The sequence below is a fragment of the Pantoea sp. JGM49 genome (assembly GCF_018257655.1).
GTDB classification, from domain to species: Bacteria; Pseudomonadota; Gammaproteobacteria; order Enterobacterales; family Enterobacteriaceae; genus Pantoea; species Pantoea communis.
Map to the genome: position 1 here is coordinate 184214 of NZ_JAERJM010000006.1, position 17001 is coordinate 201214.

A 17001-nucleotide genomic window follows, 5' to 3' on the forward strand; every position below is an offset into this window, starting at 1 on the left:
TAAAAAGGATACGAATTATGACAGTAGAAAAAGTCGCAGTGATTGTGGCAGGCGGTAGCGGCATGGGTGCCGCAGCAGCAGAAAAACTGGCAGCGGATGGCTGTAAGGTTGCGATCCTTTCCTCTTCTGGCAAAGGGGAAGCGCTGGCTGAACGTTTAGGCGGATTAGGTATCACCGGATCCAACCAGTCAGTGGATGACTTACAAAAACTGGTTGAGGCGACGATGGCGCGGTGGGGTCGCATTGATGTGCTGGTCAATAGCGCCGGACATGGGCCGCGTGCGCCGATACTGGAACTGAGTGATGATGACTGGCAGCGCGGCATGGAGACTTATTTCCTGAACGTGGTGCGCGCAGCACGTCTGGTGACGCCTATCATGCAGAAACAGGGCGGCGGCAGCATTATCAATATCTCTTCGGCCTGGACGTTCGAACCCACAGACATGTTCCCAACCTCAGCGGTTTTCCGCGCCGGACTCGCCTCATTCACCAAAATTTTCGCTGACGCTTACGCAGCGGAAAACATTCGCATCAACAATGTGTTACCGGGCTGGATCGACAGTCTGCCGAAAAGTGATGAGCGTCGTGAGAGTGTGCCACTTAAACGCTATGGCACGGCAGAAGAAGTCGCCGCCACCATCGCGTTCCTCGCCTCACCCGGCGCGGCCTACATCACCGCTCAGAACATTCGTGTTGATGGAGGCGTCACCCACAGCGTGTAAAACCGTTGTCTCCAGCCGCGTGATGTCCCAATCTTCGCGGCTGGAGGCCCCTGTCCCACTTTCGTCCCTCGCACAAACAAGACTGGCCTCATCGATCGTTGTGTAAGAAATAGTCAGAATATTCCTATCCGTTGCCAGACCTTTCTGAACGCAGCCACTCCATATACGATTAAACATTCTGACACGAGGTTTCTATGCAAACGATTTTACGTGCACGCATCCATGTGCTTTTCAATCCTGAACGCCATCAGATCTGGCAATGGATGCTGGCAGGCTGTGCGATGTTTTGGATTGTGGCGGTGATTGCCGTGATGGGCATTCGTTAAATTAATGTGCCTGTAGTCTCCCGGTTAATTGCTCAGGGGGCAGCAGTTCAAATGCCCTTTTCATCACCCTCGCTTCTTCTGCCGGGCTGCGACCAAACAGGCGTTTAAACTCGCGATTAAACTGGGAATCACTTTCATATCCCACTCGCGCTGCCGCACCGGCGGCGGTCAAATTATCGCGAATCATCATCAAACGAGCCTGATGCAAACGCAGCGATTTAAGATATTGAATCGGGGACGTTTGCGTCACCGTTTTAAAATGCAGATGGAAACGCGGCACGCTCATCCCCGCTTCGTTCGCCAGGTGAGGTACATCCAATGGCTGCTGCCAGTCAGCATGGATACGCTGCAGTGCACGGGCTATACGGCCAAAATGGCCCTGATAGGTCAGCGCCGCGCGCACCGCCCCGCCTTGTTCGCCCATTAATATACGAAAGCATATCTCCTCTACGCGCGCGGGTCCCAGCACTTTAGCCTCCAGAGGATCACTGAGCGCCTCCAGTAATCGCAACGTGCTTTCTGCCAGCACATCATTAATCGGCGTAGAGATAATCCCTGCTGGTGGTACCGTGACCGCCGTCTCAGCTTCGGCAAGTTGTGCCACTAACCGCGCGACCATCGTAGCATCCAGACGGATTGCTATACCTAGCAGTGGCTCTTCAGAAGTTGCTTCAGTTTCGGCGGAAAAGGGCAACGGCACTGACAGCACCAGATAATGCCGTGCGTCATAGCGATACATTTTATCGGCGAGAAAGGCGCGTTTCGATCCCTGGCAAATAATGATGATGCTGGGCTCATACAGCACCGGCGTGCGCGCCCACTGTTGGTCCGCACGCATAAAGCGCACGCTCTCCAGTAAGGATTCGGTATAGCCTTCCTGACGTGCCAACTGACGTAACAGGTGGCAGGTTTGCTGTATTACCGTGTTCGACATAGATAGCGTTCCAGAGAGAGGTTCAGGCAAAGCATATCCATTTCATTCAGTGATGCACAATGGCGGCGAGAGAATCAGGCAAATATTCGCCACAATCCGGTCTGTTGCGCCCGGCTGACTTTTTCAACAATAGCCTCGTCAATTACACGAGGAACTCACCATGAACTTCAACCAAAAAGTTATTTTGTTAACCGGTGCCAGCAGCGGGATCGGTGAAGGCATTGCCCGTCATCTGGCCGAGCAAGGGCATAAACTGGTGCTGGGTGCGCGCCGTACCGATCGACTGGCAAGCTTGTGCGATGAATTACACCGTGAAGGTGCCAGCGTGGATTATCTCGCAACAGATGTCACACAGCGCAGTGATACGCAAAAGCTGGCGGATTTCGCACTGGAGAAATACGGACGCATTGATGTGATGATCAACAACGCTGGCGTTATGCCACTCTCGCCGATGAGTTCAATGAAAGTTGAGGAGTGGGATTTGATGCTGGACGTCAACGTTCGCGGCGTGTTGTACGGGATCGCTGCGGTGCTGCCCACCATGCAGGCACAGCGCATGGGGCATATTATTAATATCGCTTCTGTAGGAGCGTTAACGGTTTCCCCCACCGCCGCCGTTTACTGCGCCACCAAATATGCGGTTCGCGCCATTTCCGATGGTTTGCGCCAGGAATCGCGTGAGCTGCGCGTCACGGTAATCAATCCCGGCGTGGTGGAATCTGAACTGGCAGACAGCATCAGCGATAGCATGGCGCGCGAGGCGATGAAAAGCTATCGACAGATTGCACTCAAGCCCGAGGCTATCGCCAGGGCGGTAAGCTGGGCCATCGATCAGCCTGGCGAAGTCGACGTTAACGAAATCACCGTGCGCCCTACTGCCAGTGGGCATTGAGGTAAAATATCCCTGGCGATTTCAGGCTGAAATTCGCAGAAATCGCTGTGGTGTTTCACCCATCAAACGGCGGAACATCGAGATAAAGGCGCTGGGGCTTTGGTAGCCAAGTTGGTTGGCGGTGCGCAAAACCGTCTGCCCTTGCGCCAATTGCACCAGTGCCTCTGAGAGACGTAACTGCTGGCGCCATTGAGTAAAGGTGATACCGGTTTGCTCGCGGAACAAGCGGGCCAGCGTGCGCGAACTGGCGCCGACGCGCTGGCCCCACTCTTCCAGCGTATCGCCGCTGGCCGGGGTCGCCAGTAGCTGCTGGCAAATGTTGAGTAAACGGCGGTCGCTGGGCAACGGCAGATTACACACCGGACCGTTCGAAGCACGGCGGATCTCATCCAGTAACAGCGGTGAAATCAGATCTACACGCGCGAGGTCGGGCTGCGGTTGCAACTCGATCTCCACCAGCGTTTGCATCAACACCTGTAATAGCGGCGAGATCAACATGCTACGCGCCTGCGGCCAAAACGCCCGCGCCAGTTTGGGATCGAGATACAAACTCGCACTGCGGATATCGCTCAGCGCGGTCAACGCGTGCGGTACACTGCCTGGCAGCCAAAGCGCACGACCGGGTGTCAATGTCCAGGAAGCGGTTTGCGTCTGCACGCGCATCACACCCTGCAAACAGAGCACCAGTTGCGCCACTTCATGCGCGTGCCAGCGCTCTTCACGACCAGCCTGATAATGCATTTCGCGCGTGGCGAGTAATGGCAGTGCTGGCGTCATTTCCGCCGCAAGTGGTTTCTGCAACACCCTTTCACCCAATCCCGTTAAATTGCCGATTGATGTCTGCTCTGCGTTATTTGCAATTGAGAAGGTGCAAACCCGCCAGCAGGACGCTATCAAATAAGATAGTAATGATTATCATTTGTATCACTATTTGGGGCCATTGGAACATATCGGGGAAAATAAATGCCGGGTCATTGCACCTTTAAGCGCAAGCCACTGAGCGTATTGCTGCTGATGCTGATCAGCAGCACATCAGGTTGGGCTGCTGATAATTATAACAATTCGAACGCCACACTCACCGTGACAGCCAACAGTGTCGATAGCGATAGCGCAGATGCCGACAGCTGGAATCAGGTGGCGAAGAAAGCAGATTCTGTCACAAAAAGCACGCGGCCGATTATCGAAACGCCACAAAGCATCTCGGTGATCACCCAGGCGCAAATGGCTTCGCAGGCGGCATTGAATGTGCCACAAGCACTGCGTTACAACGCGGGAATTGGTGCCGAAGGCGGCGGTGCTGATTATCGTTTTGACGACATCTATATCCGTGGTTTTGCCGCCGATGAATACCTGGATGGCTTACGCCTGCCAACGGTGACTTACTGGTCGCGTCCGAATTACGACACTTTCCTGCTGGATCGCGTTGAGGTGGTCAAAGGCCCGAGTTCAGTGACATTCGGCCAGGCGAGTCCCGGCGGCGTGATTAATCTGATGAGTAAGCGCCCGACCGCGGAGCCCATTCACCAGATTTTTGTCAGCACCGGCAGTCATAATCTGTTCGAAACGGGACTCGATCTCTCTGGCGCACTGGATAACGATGAACACTGGCTGGGCCGCATCACCGGGACCTGGACGCGTAATGACACGCAAGTCGATTACACCAAATACAAGCATTACGATATCGCGCCAGCGTTGACCTGGCAGCCGAATGACGACACGCGCCTGACGTTACTTGGCCAATTCCGCAAAGATCCTTACACCGGTTTTTACAATCAGCTGCCACTGGAAGGCAGCCTTGTAAAACTTGCGCAGGGCAATTTCTCTGACAAATTCTACGGCGGTCAGCCCGGCTTCGACTATTACCGTCGTGAGCAGGCCAGCATCGGCTATGACTTCATGCACAAGTTCGATGACGTCTGGAGCGTACATCAAAACCTGCGCTATCTGCATACCAGCAGCGATTATCAGATGGTCTATCCCACCGCGACCATCACCGATGGATCAGCCACGGTGAGTCGCGACAGCATGCGGGTGATCGAGTCATTTAACGCCTTTGATGTGGATACCAACCTGCAAGGCAATCTCGATACCGGCGCCATCAATCACGCGCTGACGTTGGGTGTCGATTTTGTGCATGACGATTTGCGGCAGAACAGCGGTTACGGCAGCGCGTCAGATATCAGCTATCTCAATCCGGACTACAGTACCCCAGTAGAATCGCCATCGATCGATTATCACAGTCGCTCTTTCATGACCCAGCAAGGTATCTATCTGCAGGACAGCATGAAGTGGAACAACTGGGTGCTAAATCTGGGTGGCCGTTATGACAAAGCGCAAACGCGAAGCCAGAACTGGGTCAGTGGCACGCGCACTGAGCTGAATGATTACGCCACCACCGGCCGTGCCGGTTTGCTGTATCACTTTAATAACGGCATTGCGCCTTACATCAGCTACGGTACGTCGTTCCAGCCGCAGGCGGGTACCTCGTTTGGCGGCGATCCGTTTAAACCGACCAAAGGCAAACAGTCGGAAGTCGGGATTAAGTATCAGCCAAACGGCTTTAATGCGCTGTTCAGTGCGGCCCTGTATGACCTGCGCCAAGCCAACGTGTTGACCGCCGATCCGGATCACGCCAACTACTCGGTACAGACCGGCGAAATTCGTTCACAGGGATTAGAACTGGAAGCGAAAGCCAATATCACATCTCGCTGGCTGGTGAATGCCTCTTATGCACTGACCAACCCGAAAGTGTTGTCAGCCAATGATGATACGCAAGGTAAGCAACCGGTATCGATTGCCCGCCAGACTGCTGCGCTCTGGACCGAATATGCTCTGCCGGGTGTATTGGATGGCCTGACGATTGGCGGCGGCGGTCGATACGTGGGCACCAGCTATGCCACCAGCGACAACAGCCTGAAAGTGCCGGCTGCGATGATCTACGACGCGATGATGCGCTATCGCTGGCAGGATTGGCAGCTTGGTCTGAATCTGCAAAACCTGACCGATAAACAGTACCTCAGCAACTGTAACGATCTGGGTTGTCACTTTGGCTTACGCCGTCAATTGATCGCCACGGTGAGTTATCAGTGGTAATCCGACGTCGAACACTGATTAAGGGCGCGCTGGCAGGCGCGGCCCTTTTTTCGTTTCCGCTGCAGGCAAAAACGACGCCGCGCTGGGTGATCCTCGATTGGGGGATCACCGAAATGGCTCTGCTGTTGGGCATCACGCCGGTTGGCATTGCCGCCCCCGACTGGTATCGCCGCCTGTTTAGCCAGCCTCCGCTTCCCGAGCAGGTCGCCGACGTGGGTTTGTTATTTCAACCCAATTACGAAACCTTGTTTGAATTGCGACCTGACACATTGCTAGTCACGCCAGCACACCGTATGGCTGAAGCACAACTATCCCGCATTGCCCCGTTATCCTACTTTTCGACAAGTGGCCCCCATCCGTGGCAACAGGCGCAGCAGAATCTGCATGCGCTGGCACAGCTGGCCGGTCTCCGCACACGCGCTGACCAAGTCATGGCAGGTTTGCTGCAACGCCTGGAAAAAGCGCGACAGCAAGCCGTTCACTTCAAAGACAAACCCATCTATTTACTGCATCCACTGGATACCCTGCATGTGCTGGCTTTGGGCGCGGGAAGTCTGTTTACTGACGTGCTGGGTTTACTTGACCTGCCCCACCACACGCCGTTTGCGGTGGGCGCTCAGGGCTATGCCACGCTGGAACTGGAGCAACTCACGCAGTTGCCGCCCGGCTGGCTGGCGCTGCTGCCTTCCTGGCCGGAAATTGATCTCAACCCCGTATTTGAATCTCCGTTGTGGCATACCCTGACGCGATCGGATGGGCATCGGTTGCTGGAGTTACCGGATGGACTTTCAACGGAAGGAGGCGTGCTCACCGCCGTGCGTTTCGCCGAAGCGCTGGTCAAGGCGTTAAACGAGGCAAATCCATGAATCGCCATCCCGCCTCACTGACGCTTTTACTGTTTGCAGTTGCGCTGATGCTATGTCTTGAGCAGCTGGCGCACCAATTGCCGTGGCACGATGCCTGGCAAGCGCTGCACCACACCGCAATGCCCACGCTGGCACAACAGGTCTTCACGCTGATGTGGTTACCTCGTCAGGGTATGGCGATTTTATGTGGTCTGGCGTTGGGCTTTACCGGCGTGGTAATGCAGCAGGCGCTGCGCAATCCGTTAGCCGAACCGATGACGCTGGGCATTGCTTCCGGCGCCACCTTAGCGCTTTCCCTCACCACCTTGATGGCACCTGCATGGCTGCTGCTGGGGCGAGAATGGATTGCGCTCAGTGGAGCGATCGTCGCCTTTGCGCTGGTCTTTCTGCTTAGTGTACGTCAGGGGTTTACCCCGCTGGCGTTAACGCTCGCGGGTATGCTGGTGAACCTGTATTGCGGTGCCGCCAATCTGCTGTTGTCGATCATTTACGATCGTTCGCTGTCCGCCGTGTTTATCTGGGGTAGCGGCTCTCTCGCGCAAGAGAATGCACACGCATTGGGATGGCTATTGCCGCGCGTACTGATCGCTGCCATTCCCGTGCTGCTGATCATGCGTCCTTTACGCCTGCTGGCGCTGGATGAACGGGTTGCTCACTCAATCGGTTTGCCTGCTGGATGGGTGCGAGGGATTGCGATAAGTTCCGCGTTGCTGATAAGCAGCCTGGTGATCAGTGTGGTGGGCGTCATCGGTTTTATCGCGCTTGCTGCGCCACACCTGGCCGCACTGGCGGGCGCGAAAAGCCTGCGCCAGAAGCTTCTCTGGTCACCGCTGCTGGCCGCCGGTTTACTGTGGCTCACCGATCAGTGGGTCAGTCGCCTCAATGGTATTGATGGCTTGCTGCTCCCCACCGGCATGATGACCGCGCTGGCAGGTGCGCCGCTGTTACTGTGGTTTTTGCCGCGCCTGCGCCATCTTTTTCAGCCCGATGTGAACGAGCCTCAACCTGCTCCCTGCCCGGCGCGACGCTTTACACGCCTGCCGGTACTTGCTCTCTTTGTGGTAATGCTGGTTGTCGCGCTTGCCTTTGCTCATGGGGTCAACGGCTGGCGCTGGAACTCCTTTGCTGAGATTCAGGTGATGTTGCCATTTCGTCTGCCACGCTTACTGGCCGCCATCGCCGCCGGCGTGCTGCTGGCAGCTGCGGGCGTTATTTTGCAACGCATCAGCCGCAATCCGATGGCCAGCCCAGAGTTGCTCGGCATCGGTGCCGGTGCCTCATTGGGTATTACGGTGCAACTGTTACTTTGGCCGATGGCAGCGATGCCGGTGATGATTGCCAGTAGTGCGGCAGGTGCGCTGATCACACTGGGGATAACGTTGTGGCAGGCGCGCCACTATGCCCTAAATCCACAACGCATGTTGCTGAGCGGTCTGGCCATTACTGCACTGTTCCAGTCGGTTGCCGCCATTGTTATCAGCAACAACGGTATGGCCGCTGCGATGCTGCGCCAGCTGATGACCGGATCCACCTATTACGTCAGCACACCCATCGCCATGATAGCTTTCACCCTGGCCCTGTTACTGCTGGCACTCACTCCCCTGCTGCGGCGAGCGATGTTGCTTTTGCCACTGCAGGGAATTCCCTCCTCGCTTGGGCTGAACGTGACTCAATCCCGGTTATTGCTGATGCTGCTGGCTGCCGCGATGACCGGCGTTGCCACCTTAATTGTTGGGCCGCTGTCATTTATCGGCTTACTTGGCCCGCAACTGGCCCGCCAGCTGGGCGCGCGTAAACCCATGGAACAGATGCTGTTTGCCGCCGTGATCGCCGCCATTTTAATGATGCTGGCTGATTGGGCCGGCAGCAACCTGCTGTATCCACGGCAAATTCCTGCGGGCCTGATGGCAACCCTGATGGGCGGACCATGGCTGGCATTGCTGCTGTGGCGGCCGTTGGATAGCACAAACTCATAGGAGATGAGGTGTCGATTTATTTGATGTTACTGCGCACCACCGGTGTGCTGTTTTTTGTCGCGCTGGCCTGCAGCGTGATCGGTGGTTTGAGCAACGCGGCGCTGCTGGCACTCATCAATCAGGGATTGAGCGCCACGGAGGCACAGCGCTGGCAACTGGCGTGGCAGTTCGCCCTGCTGGCGCTGCTGATGCTGGGCACGCGCACCCTGAGTCAGTCCCTGTTTATGGCAATGGGTCAGCGCTGCAAAGCCGAGTTGCGCCGCAAGCTGGTCCAGCAGGTAGCGGATGCCGGTTATGCCGATCTTGAACAGCACGGCATGCCGCGTGCCCTCAGCGTTTTGACGCAGGACCTCGACCAGGTGGTGGTGTTCTTTATTGCCTTGCCGGGTTTTGTCATGTCGCTGGCGGTGATTATCGGCTGCATGGGCTATCTCGGTTATCTGTCGCTGACCGTGATGATGATTGCGCTTATCACAGTGTTGATAGGCTCACTCGGCTACAGTGGCGTGCATCGGCGCGCCTTACAACTGATGCGCCAGTCACGTCAGCGTGAAGAGACGCTGACTGGTGAGGTGAGCGCGCTGTTCAGCGGCGCGAAAGAACTGCGCTTACACGCCCCGCGCAAACAGGCGTTTTTGCATAACAAACTTTTCAATACCATCGAGCAGGTGCGCGTGGAACGTACGCGCGGTTACGTGCTGTATGCTCTGGCCAACATTTGGGCCAGCGTCTTCTTTTTTGCTTTTATTGGCGTGGTGATGTTTTTACTCGCCAACATGCTGGATTTACACGGCGCGGTGATGTCTGGTTTCGCGATGGTGTTTCTTTATATGATCGTGCCGATTGAGACAGCGCTCGCCGCCCTGCCCGGCCTGACACTCACGCAGGTTGCACTCAAACGCATTCAAGCCATGCAGCAGCAGCTGCCACCTGAGCAAACAACCTTTGGTGCACCGCCGCTCAGTTTCCATCAGCTGGCACTGCGCGACATCACCTATCAGCATGAGGCATTTCAGCTCGGCCCACTCTCATTGCAGTTTCGTCCCGGTGAGTTGGTGTATCTGACGGGCGGCAACGGTAGCGGTAAAACCACGCTGGCTCGACTGCTTACCGGCTTATATCAGGCGGATAGTGGTCAACTGCTGCTGGACGGTGAAGTCATCAATGAGAGCAACCGCGCCGGTTATCGTCAGCTGTTTTCTGCCGTGTTTAATGATTTTCATCTGTTTGAGGATTTGCAAGGCATCGACAGCACACGCTGGAATGACGAAGCGCACGCCCTGCTGGATGCCCTGCAATTAACCCGAAAAGTCACGCTGGTGGAGGGCACTTTCTCGACGCTGGCGCTCTCCACCGGACAGCGTAAGCGCCTGGCGCTGCTGGTGGCCTGGCTGGAAGACCGCCCGTTCTATCTGTTTGATGAATGGGCAGCCGATCAGGATCCGACGTTTCGCGAGGTGTTTTACCACCAACTGCTCCCCGCGCTGAAAGCACGAGGGAAAACCGTTCTGGTGATCACCCATGACGATCGCTATTTCCACCTCGCCGATCGCTGTTTGAAGCTGGAGCTGGGCCAGTTAGTTAGCGCTTGAGCCTGGCGGCGGCAGCTTCTGTGGCCTCGCGGCGGCGAGCAATAAAGTCATGCATCTGGTTTTGCGCCTGCGCCAGTCGTTCCGGCGAGGCGCTGCGTGGTGAACCTGCATGAAACGGTGGCGCGGGATCGTACTCCATCTGCAGTTGAATGTTTTCCGCCACGTCGCGGCCAAACAGTTCTTCTGCCACAGTGAGTGCAAAATCGATACCTGACGTAACACCCGCGCCGGTAATCCGATTACCATCGCGCACCACACGTTCGGCTACCGGCGTGGCACCCAGCAGGCTGAGCTGATCCAATGACCCCCAATGCGAAGTGGCACGATATCCCTGCAACAAACCGGCGGCCCCCAGCACCAGTGAACCGGTACATACCGATGTCACCCATTGGGCTTGTTCGGCCTTTTGCCGCACAAAATCCAGCGTCTCTTCATCCTCCATCAGCGCAATTTGTCCCGGACCGCCAGGAATGCAGATTAGATCGAGGGGCGGACACTCAGAAAACGTTGTCGTCGGTACGATGGCTAAACCTCGGTCGGACATCACCGGTTGTCGGTCTTTCCAGATAAGGAAGTTACTCACGCCGGGCATGCGAGCAAAGACTTCCCACGGGCCAGTGAGATCGAGTTGAGTGAGATGCGGGAACAGCAGCAGACCAATATTGAACGGCGAAGAGGCGGCCATGATAGGCTCCGATAAGGGGTCAGAGCGTTATCATGGCCTTGATACGAAAAGGATTGCAACGGGTTAATTCATCAGCGGTTTTGCCATCGGTGCTTTCACGCCATCAGCCAGCGCGAACAAAGCTTCGACACGGGCTTTCTCTTTGTCGTCAACCGGGATCAGCAAACCACACACCACAAACACCGCCACGTTACCCGCCAGGCCAACGATGCCGCTGGTCAGCGAGCCAAGCGCCGGGATGTCATCCGGGAAGAACACGGTGAGCACGATAGCGATAATAATCCCGGTCATCATGCCCAGTAGCGCACCCTGTTTGTTACCAAAGCGGCTAAAGATACCAAAGAACAACGGCACCGCCAGCTGAATAATCCCCTGATAGGAGATCTGCGCCAGCAGCTGCAAACGGGAATAGTTGAAGGTGAAGTAGGCCAACAGCGCGGCAGCGACAATAAATACCACCATGCCCGACTTCGCCAGCACCGTCAGTTGACGATCGCTACGCGGTTTATTCCAGGTCGCCAGATCGTTGGCAAACTGCGTACCACATACCTGCACGCATCCATCAACGTGACCAATACTGGCAGCAAGAACAATCACCAGCGCCAGTGCCAGTAACCACGGACCGCCCTGATCAAACAGCGCCGTGAAGAAGCCATTTTGTGGATTGGCCTGCACGTTAGGATCCTGACTGACCGCCGTGGCGAACAGCATCAGGATGGCGTAAAAACCGCCCACCAGCAGAATCGTCAGCAAAGTGCCTTTCTTGACGGCACGGATGCCGCTGGCGGTATAAATGCGCTGGAAGCTCATCGGCCAGCACATTGACCCAATCACACCGGTGAAAATCAGGCTGAACATATACCAGGGACCATAGTGCGAACCCTCCGCGCCCGGAATCTGCAGCATTGCGGGTGGTAACGTTGCCAGTTGGCCGAAGCCATGATCGCCACCAAACAACAGCACCACGCACACCAGCGCACCCAACCCATAGGCGATGATGCCTTGATACATATCCGTCATGATCAACCCACGCATGCCCATGCTGACGGTCCAGTACTGACGCACCAGAATCAGCAACACGCCAGCAATCAGGCAGGTGGTGACACCCCAACGGCCAAAACTGGCAAATTCCACCAACAACGCCAGTGCCTGTATCCCCATCACCACCCACGGGAAGACGCAGATGATGCCGATAATCGACGCCACTCGCTTCACCGCCGGGCTGTTGAAACGCATGCCGAGCAGATCGGGTTGTGTCGTCAGATTGAAGTGCTGGCCCCATTTCCACGCGCGGCGCGCCATCAGATACATGGCTGTCACGCCGAGCGTTGAGTAGACCGCGCCATAGAAGCCGATCACTCCGCTCACCGATAGTGAGAAGAAAGCGGTAAAAGTCGCTCCCGGCCACCACGAGTTGGTATAGCTCATGGCGATATACCACGGCCCATACGATCGGCCGCCGACGGCGTAATCAGAAAAGGAGGTGCTTTTACGGTTGGTGGCATACAGCACGGCAATCATGATCGCCAGAAACAGGCCAATCATGCCAAAGGTAATTAAATAATGGGGTTCTGCTGCAGTGATTTTCATGCGACTTCCTCATCATCCGGAATTTCACCAAACGCGCATTCCGCCAGATACATAACCCATAATCCCACACCCAGGAATACCGCAATCGCGAGCCAATAAACGATCGGCAGAGGTATCCCCAGTAATAACGCACTACTTCCGCTGACGCTTAAATAAAGCGGTGGGCAAAGTGCCAGCAGTAATAATGCCAACAGGTATAGGGCGAAGATTTTATTTTTAATACTTATGCGGGCGCGTAATTGCTGCGCCATGACCATCGAACTCATAATAACCTCCTCAATATTAATTGACGGTGTGCGCACTCCTTTACCTGCTGAATATCAGCATTTCCCCTTTGGTGTAACCTCAACATCAGACAGCAAAGAGCGCTGTCCGAAAATACGACGGACGGATAATGTTACAGACGATCTTACAAGGACTTAATCCCGGCGCGTTCCGCTTACACCGCGCGCAGCCAGTTTTCCCAGTCGGGATGATTTAACACGCTGCGCGCCCGCAAATGCTTCCAGGCACCATATTTTGAAAAATCAAAATCAATATCGGCCACATGATGTTGAATAATGGCCCAGGTTGACCACTTCATATCCGCCAGATACTTATGAATTTGCACGCGAGCGAATAATGCTGCATCCACTTTACCGAAATAGTCCTCCAGCAATTCCTGTTCTATTTTCGGTGTGAAAAACATTTCGCCAAACCACAGCGCCAGTTCATAACAGCGATCGTTATTTGATGCATATTCAAAATCGACCAGGCGAATATCGTTCTGCGCATTGAGCATGAAGTTACCCGCCAGCGTGTCATTCATGCACGGCACCAAATCTAATCCCGCCGCTTCTAACGCCTGCTGCGCGCGCTGTGCCTGTTTGTGCAACCAGGCAGCATCAGCAGAGAGCGCGACATTGAGTGCACTGACCTGCTCAATATGCTCATTAAGCATGTCGAATACGGTTTTGTTCTGCCTGAGCAACGGCTGATCGTTGAAACTTTTCAAGCCCTGCAACGCACGATGACGAATCGCGGATTGCTGGAAATCGAGGTTTGACGAGGCGCGCCAGCCATCGATGAACTCAAACACTTCCACGCCAAGATCGCGCAGATAGGCCACCACCGGCACGCCATAGCCGGTTTGCGCGGCTTTCAGGCTCGCTTCATGTGCGGTGTCACGATTAATAAAGCGCTCGGTGCCTTCGCCGGGAATTTTGACGAAATAAGCACAAGGCGCGCCCTCGACTGCCACGTGCCAGTTGGCGTTGGAAATACCGCCGCTTACCGGACGATACTGCACCGCCCTGCCCTGCCATTCCGGCATCGCCGTAATGGCTTGTTCCACCCGCTGTTCCTGCCAGCTTTGCGCTTCACCCAGAGATTTGCTCATTTTGCCTGCTCCGCTGTCAGGTTTAACCAACGTTCAAAACGGGGATCGCTCAGGCTCTGACGGCAGCGCAACAGCATCCACTGGCCGAGCTTGGCAAACTCCAGACCGCGCGTGCTGGTGACACCGTTCAGCATGCCCCATAGCGTCCAGTGATAATCATCCACCAGCGCATATAAGCGACAACGCGCTACATCAGCCTCGCTGCTGTCACCACGCCACGCACGAATCGCATCACGCCAGCGATCGTCAGTAGGCAGTTGTTCGTGGATAAGCGTCGCGATATCGTGCCAGGCATCCCCGCGCGCGGCATAGTCAAAGTCCAGCAAGCGCCATTCACCCTGAGGGTTGACCATCCAGTTGCTGGCGATGTTATCGCCGTGGATCAAAACGGGTGTATAGTACACGGCGTTGAGTGCTTCCCACGCCAAATCGACACATTCCCCCATCCATTGCAGCTCATCTGGCTGTTGCACACCCTGTGTTTCCAGTTGAAGACGTAGCCGCAACATATCCTGCTGGCGGCTGTGTAAGGGAAGCGGCAATCCTGAGTGATGTAATTTATCCAGCGTACGCGTCAGGCTGGCAAAGTGATGCGGATCGCGTAACGCATCCAGTCGCGCCCAGCGGAAGCTGTCATCCAGCGCCGCGAAGATCAGAACGCCATTGCGCGGATCGGCGTGGCATAGCGCCGGTGCGATGCCCAACTCGCCCGCCTGGCGGCTAATTTCGGCGCTGCGCTGGAAATCAATCAACGCTTTCTGATCATCGAACAGCACCTTGGCATAATAGCCTTGCCCCGCTGACTGCAGGCGAAATCCGGCCCATTCCGTCGCTAAACGATGCGGTGACGCCACACCTGCCGTGCCTGGCTGAATATCAAAGGATTGCGCGGGTTGCCAACTCGCCAGCGCTTGCTGTAAACGCATCAACATAAGGCGTCCTCCCCTTTCAGGCAGAGCTCAGTGAGCATCGCCATCAACATGTCGAGACCGCGATGCAAGTCGGCGGTGGCGGTGTATTCACGTTCATTGTGCGAAAGGCCGTCTACGCTGGGCACAAACAGCAATGCACTCGGGCAGTGATAGCTCATGCTTATCGCATCGTGACCTGCTACTGAACGCATCGGCATCGCTTTCAGCCCCAATTTTTCCGCCTGCGCTAAAGCCAGATCACTCAATGCCGAATGTAACTGCTGTCGTGGACGATACTGTGCACGGTCGAGACTGACATCGGTGGCCGTGTTCTGCGCAATCGATTGCATCTGCTGGCCGAAGCTGTCGCGCAACTGGCGCAATAGCGCTTCATCAGCAGAACGAAACTCAATAAATAACGTGGCTTCAGAAGTCACTACGTTCGGCGAATTAGGCACGGTTTCCAGACGGCCCACCGAGGTATGCAGTGCTTCGCCATAGCGTTCAGCCTCTGCACGTACCGCCACAATGGTGTGCGCGGCTGCCAGCAGCGCATCCCGCCGGCGATCCATCAATGCCGGGCCGGTATGGTTTTGCTCTCCGCGAAACGTCACCTGCCATTTCAGTGCCGCCCAGGTTTCCGTCACTACGCCTATCTGTTTCTGCTGCAATTCAAGATGTGGACCCTGCTCAACGTGCAGTTCGCAGTAGGCCGCCACCGTCAGATCGGGTAACGCCGTTCCGCGATAACCAATATTTTGCAAAGCTGTTTGCAACGAGATACCTTCGCCATCACAACACGCCAGAGCCTGCTCCAGCGAGAGTGCGCCTGTGAACACTGAACTGCCGGTCAGGCTGGGTTGAAAGCGCGCACCCTCTTCATTGGTCCAGTTCACCACCGCCAGATTACGTTGCGCGGTTTGCGAATGGTCGCGCAGCTGGCGAGCCAATGTTGCCATGGTCACTGCAGCGCCGGTGACGCCGTAGGCACCGTCGAAACGTCCACCCAGCGGTTGGCTGTCCAGGTGCGAACCGCACAGCACCCATGGCGCGCCTTCGCAAAGCGTCATCAAGCCAAAGATGTTGCCAATTTCATCCACGTGAACGTGAAAACCCTGTTGCGTCAGCCAGGTACAAAAGGCATCGCGCATTTGCTTATCCGCAGCAGATGCCGTCAGGCGATGTAAACCGCCTGCTGGCGTTGCACCAATGCTGCTGCTGAGGGCGAACAGCGCATCAAACGCCTGATAATCTTGCGGTGTCATCCTCGGCATTGCCGGGATGGAGGATGTTGACATGGGCACTCTCCAGACTCGCTACAAAAGCTGCCGCGGGTCGCGCATTGGTCACTAGGGTGTCAACCGCGCTAAACGGCAGCGTGTTCACAAAGGTTCGCAGTCCAAATTTGCCTTCATCTGCCAGAATCACACTCTGGCGACAGTGCGTGCTCAGCACGCGCCTTAATAACGCCTCAGGCTCTTCGTAATCCATAAAACCGTTGTCCCGATCCACTGCACCAATGCCCATAAAGGCAATGTCGTAGTGGAATTGACGCGCGAACTCCAGCGTATGGGGGCCAATGAGTGCGTTATCATTTCGCCGAACGCGCCCTGGTGTTAGCGTGACAGCGTTGTCGCTTTGCTGCGTGAGCAGCGCGGCGATATCCATTGAGTTCGTGATAACCTTCAAACGCGAGAAGCGGGTCAACTGCTGCGCCAGTGCCAGCGTTGAAGTGCCGGTATCCAGAAACAGCGCCATTCCCTCTTCCACTAATTCGCTTGCCAGCTGACCAATACGCGCTTTAGCACGCGGCTTGATACGGCTGCGTATCTGTAACGGCTGCTCTTCGCTGGGCACCGGTAAAATGGCACCGCCGTGCACGCGTCGTAATACGCTCTGCTCTTCCAGATATTTAAGATCGCGGCGAATCGTCTCTTCTGACACCACGAATTTCTGCGCCAGTTCCGTGACGCGCACCCGTTTGTCGTGGTGTAAAATCCGTTTTATCTCATCCAGACGTGGCTGATTAATCATGC

General features: G+C 55.8%; 16 protein-coding genes. 7 read left to right on the plus strand and 9 right to left on the minus strand.

Translation table 11 applies throughout. The annotated features are described in order from the left end of the window. The first annotated feature begins 17 nt into the window (after positions 1-17). Together JK231_RS12750 and JK231_RS25670 are read left to right on the plus strand one after the other, a co-directional pair. Positions 18-722, plus strand: coding sequence for an SDR family oxidoreductase (locus JK231_RS12750; protein ID WP_211728723.1), 705 nt, complete (start codon positions 18-20; stop codon positions 720-722). A 194-nt stretch (positions 723-916) separates the two neighbouring features. Next, positions 917-1048: a hypothetical protein gene (locus JK231_RS25670; RefSeq protein WP_283094316.1), complete on the plus strand. Its 132-nt coding sequence runs from the start codon at positions 917-919 to the stop codon at positions 1046-1048. Position 1049: 1 nt separating this feature from the next. Here the strand turns inward: JK231_RS25670 and JK231_RS12755 are convergent, their stop codons facing one another. Beyond that, entirely contained in the window at positions 1050-1982 is a 933-nt protein-coding gene (locus tag JK231_RS12755) for an AraC family transcriptional regulator (protein WP_211728724.1), read from the minus strand. Between the two features lie 160 nt (positions 1983-2142). On the opposite strand from JK231_RS12755, the gene JK231_RS12760 reads away from it, so the two are divergent. Beyond that, on the plus strand, positions 2143-2874 hold the full coding sequence (locus JK231_RS12760) for an SDR family oxidoreductase (protein ID WP_211728725.1): 732 nt from the start codon (positions 2143-2145) through the stop codon (positions 2872-2874). A gap of 21 nt (positions 2875-2895) precedes the next feature. On the opposite strand, the gene JK231_RS12765 is transcribed toward JK231_RS12760, so the two are convergent. Then, complete coding sequence (locus tag JK231_RS12765) at positions 2896-3678, minus strand: helix-turn-helix transcriptional regulator (RefSeq protein ID WP_349291521.1); 783 nt, start codon at positions 3676-3678, stop codon at positions 2896-2898. 159 nt (positions 3679-3837) lie between these two features. Here JK231_RS12765 and JK231_RS12770 point away from each other — a divergent pair, with 159 nt between their 5' ends. The 4 genes from JK231_RS12770 to JK231_RS12785 are packed head-to-tail and all read left to right on the plus strand — an operon-like array spanning position 3838 to position 10401. Continuing rightward, positions 3838-5967 (plus strand): TonB-dependent siderophore receptor, encoded by a 2130-nt coding sequence (locus JK231_RS12770; RefSeq protein ID WP_211728726.1) that lies wholly within the window; start codon positions 3838-3840, stop codon positions 5965-5967. After that, complete coding sequence (locus tag JK231_RS12775; protein WP_211728727.1) at positions 5961-6833, plus strand: ABC transporter substrate-binding protein; 873 nt, start codon at positions 5961-5963, stop codon at positions 6831-6833. The genes JK231_RS12770 and JK231_RS12775 overlap by 7 nt, the downstream gene beginning before the upstream one ends. Then, the gene (gene fhuB / locus JK231_RS12780; protein WP_211728728.1) at positions 6830-8809 is read left to right on the plus strand and encodes a Fe(3+)-hydroxamate ABC transporter permease FhuB; all 1980 of its coding nucleotides are present in this window, start codon (positions 6830-6832) and stop codon (positions 8807-8809) included. Before JK231_RS12775 ends, fhuB begins: the two co-directional genes overlap by 4 nt. Positions 8810-8817: 8 nt before the next feature. Further along, positions 8818-10401 carry a cyclic peptide export ABC transporter gene (locus JK231_RS12785; protein WP_211728729.1) on the plus strand — a complete coding sequence of 528 codons (1584 nt, stop codon included), beginning with the start codon at positions 8818-8820 and terminating at the stop codon, positions 10399-10401. Here JK231_RS12785 and JK231_RS12790 read toward each other — a convergent pair. From JK231_RS12790 to JK231_RS12820, 7 genes are all read right to left on the minus strand, one after another. After that, the gene (locus tag JK231_RS12790) at positions 10391-11086 is read right to left on the minus strand and encodes a DJ-1/PfpI family protein (protein ID WP_211728730.1); all 696 of its coding nucleotides are present in this window, start codon (positions 11084-11086) and stop codon (positions 10391-10393) included. The two genes, JK231_RS12785 and JK231_RS12790, sit on opposite strands and share 11 nt — an antisense overlap. 63 nt (positions 11087-11149) lie before the next feature. After that, complete coding sequence (locus JK231_RS12795) at positions 11150-12676, minus strand: sodium:solute symporter family protein (protein WP_211728731.1); 1527 nt, start codon at positions 12674-12676, stop codon at positions 11150-11152. Next, positions 12673-12942, minus strand: a complete 270-nt coding sequence (locus JK231_RS12800; protein ID WP_034822302.1) for a hypothetical protein — start codon at positions 12940-12942, stop codon at positions 12673-12675. The genes JK231_RS12795 and JK231_RS12800 overlap by 4 nt, the downstream gene beginning before the upstream one ends. Before the next feature lie 173 nt (positions 12943-13115). After that, a complete protein-coding gene (locus tag JK231_RS12805) occupies positions 13116-14054 on the minus strand; it encodes a choline kinase family protein (RefSeq protein WP_097117620.1) in 939 nt (312 codons plus the stop codon). Further along, entirely contained in the window at positions 14051-14986 is a 936-nt protein-coding gene (locus JK231_RS12810; protein WP_211728732.1) for a phosphotransferase, read from the minus strand. Before JK231_RS12810 ends, JK231_RS12805 begins: the two co-directional genes overlap by 4 nt. Beyond that, complete coding sequence (locus tag JK231_RS12815; RefSeq protein ID WP_211728733.1) at positions 14980-16263, minus strand: Zn-dependent hydrolase; 1284 nt, start codon at positions 16261-16263, stop codon at positions 14980-14982. The genes JK231_RS12810 and JK231_RS12815 overlap by 7 nt, the downstream gene beginning before the upstream one ends. After that, positions 16202-16999: a DeoR/GlpR family DNA-binding transcription regulator gene (locus tag JK231_RS12820; protein WP_097117623.1), complete on the minus strand. Its 798-nt coding sequence runs from the start codon at positions 16997-16999 to the stop codon at positions 16202-16204. The genes JK231_RS12815 and JK231_RS12820 overlap by 62 nt, the downstream gene beginning before the upstream one ends. Positions 17000-17001: the final 2 nt, after the last annotated feature.

What these genes read in the sequence shown, in the direction of transcription:
- JK231_RS12750 (WP_211728723.1), top strand. Translation starts at nt 18, where the DNA reads ATGACAGTAGAAAAAGTCGCAGTGATTGTGGCAGGCGGTAGCGGCATG.
- JK231_RS25670 (WP_283094316.1), top strand. Translation starts at nt 917, where the DNA reads ATGCAAACGATTTTACGTGCACGCATCCATGTGCTTTTCAATCCTGAA.
- JK231_RS12755 (WP_211728724.1), bottom strand. Translation starts at nt 1,982, where the DNA reads ATGTCGAACACGGTAATACAGCAAACCTGCCACCTGTTACGTCAGTTG.
- JK231_RS12760 (WP_211728725.1), top strand. Translation starts at nt 2,143, where the DNA reads ATGAACTTCAACCAAAAAGTTATTTTGTTAACCGGTGCCAGCAGCGGG.
- JK231_RS12770 (WP_211728726.1), top strand. Translation starts at nt 3,838, where the DNA reads ATGCCGGGTCATTGCACCTTTAAGCGCAAGCCACTGAGCGTATTGCTG.
- fhuB (WP_211728728.1), top strand. Translation starts at nt 6,830, where the DNA reads ATGAATCGCCATCCCGCCTCACTGACGCTTTTACTGTTTGCAGTTGCG.
- JK231_RS12790 (WP_211728730.1), bottom strand. Translation starts at nt 11,086, where the DNA reads ATGGCCGCCTCTTCGCCGTTCAATATTGGTCTGCTGCTGTTCCCGCAT.
- JK231_RS12795 (WP_211728731.1), bottom strand. Translation starts at nt 12,676, where the DNA reads ATGAAAATCACTGCAGCAGAACCCCATTATTTAATTACCTTTGGCATG.
- JK231_RS12800 (WP_034822302.1), bottom strand. Translation starts at nt 12,942, where the DNA reads ATGAGTTCGATGGTCATGGCGCAGCAATTACGCGCCCGCATAAGTATT.
- JK231_RS12805 (WP_097117620.1), bottom strand. Translation starts at nt 14,054, where the DNA reads ATGAGCAAATCTCTGGGTGAAGCGCAAAGCTGGCAGGAACAGCGGGTG.
- JK231_RS12810 (WP_211728732.1), bottom strand. Translation starts at nt 14,986, where the DNA reads ATGTTGATGCGTTTACAGCAAGCGCTGGCGAGTTGGCAACCCGCGCAA.
- JK231_RS12815 (WP_211728733.1), bottom strand. Translation starts at nt 16,263, where the DNA reads ATGTCAACATCCTCCATCCCGGCAATGCCGAGGATGACACCGCAAGAT.
- JK231_RS12820 (WP_097117623.1), bottom strand. Translation starts at nt 16,999, where the DNA reads ATGATTAATCAGCCACGTCTGGATGAGATAAAACGGATTTTACACCAC.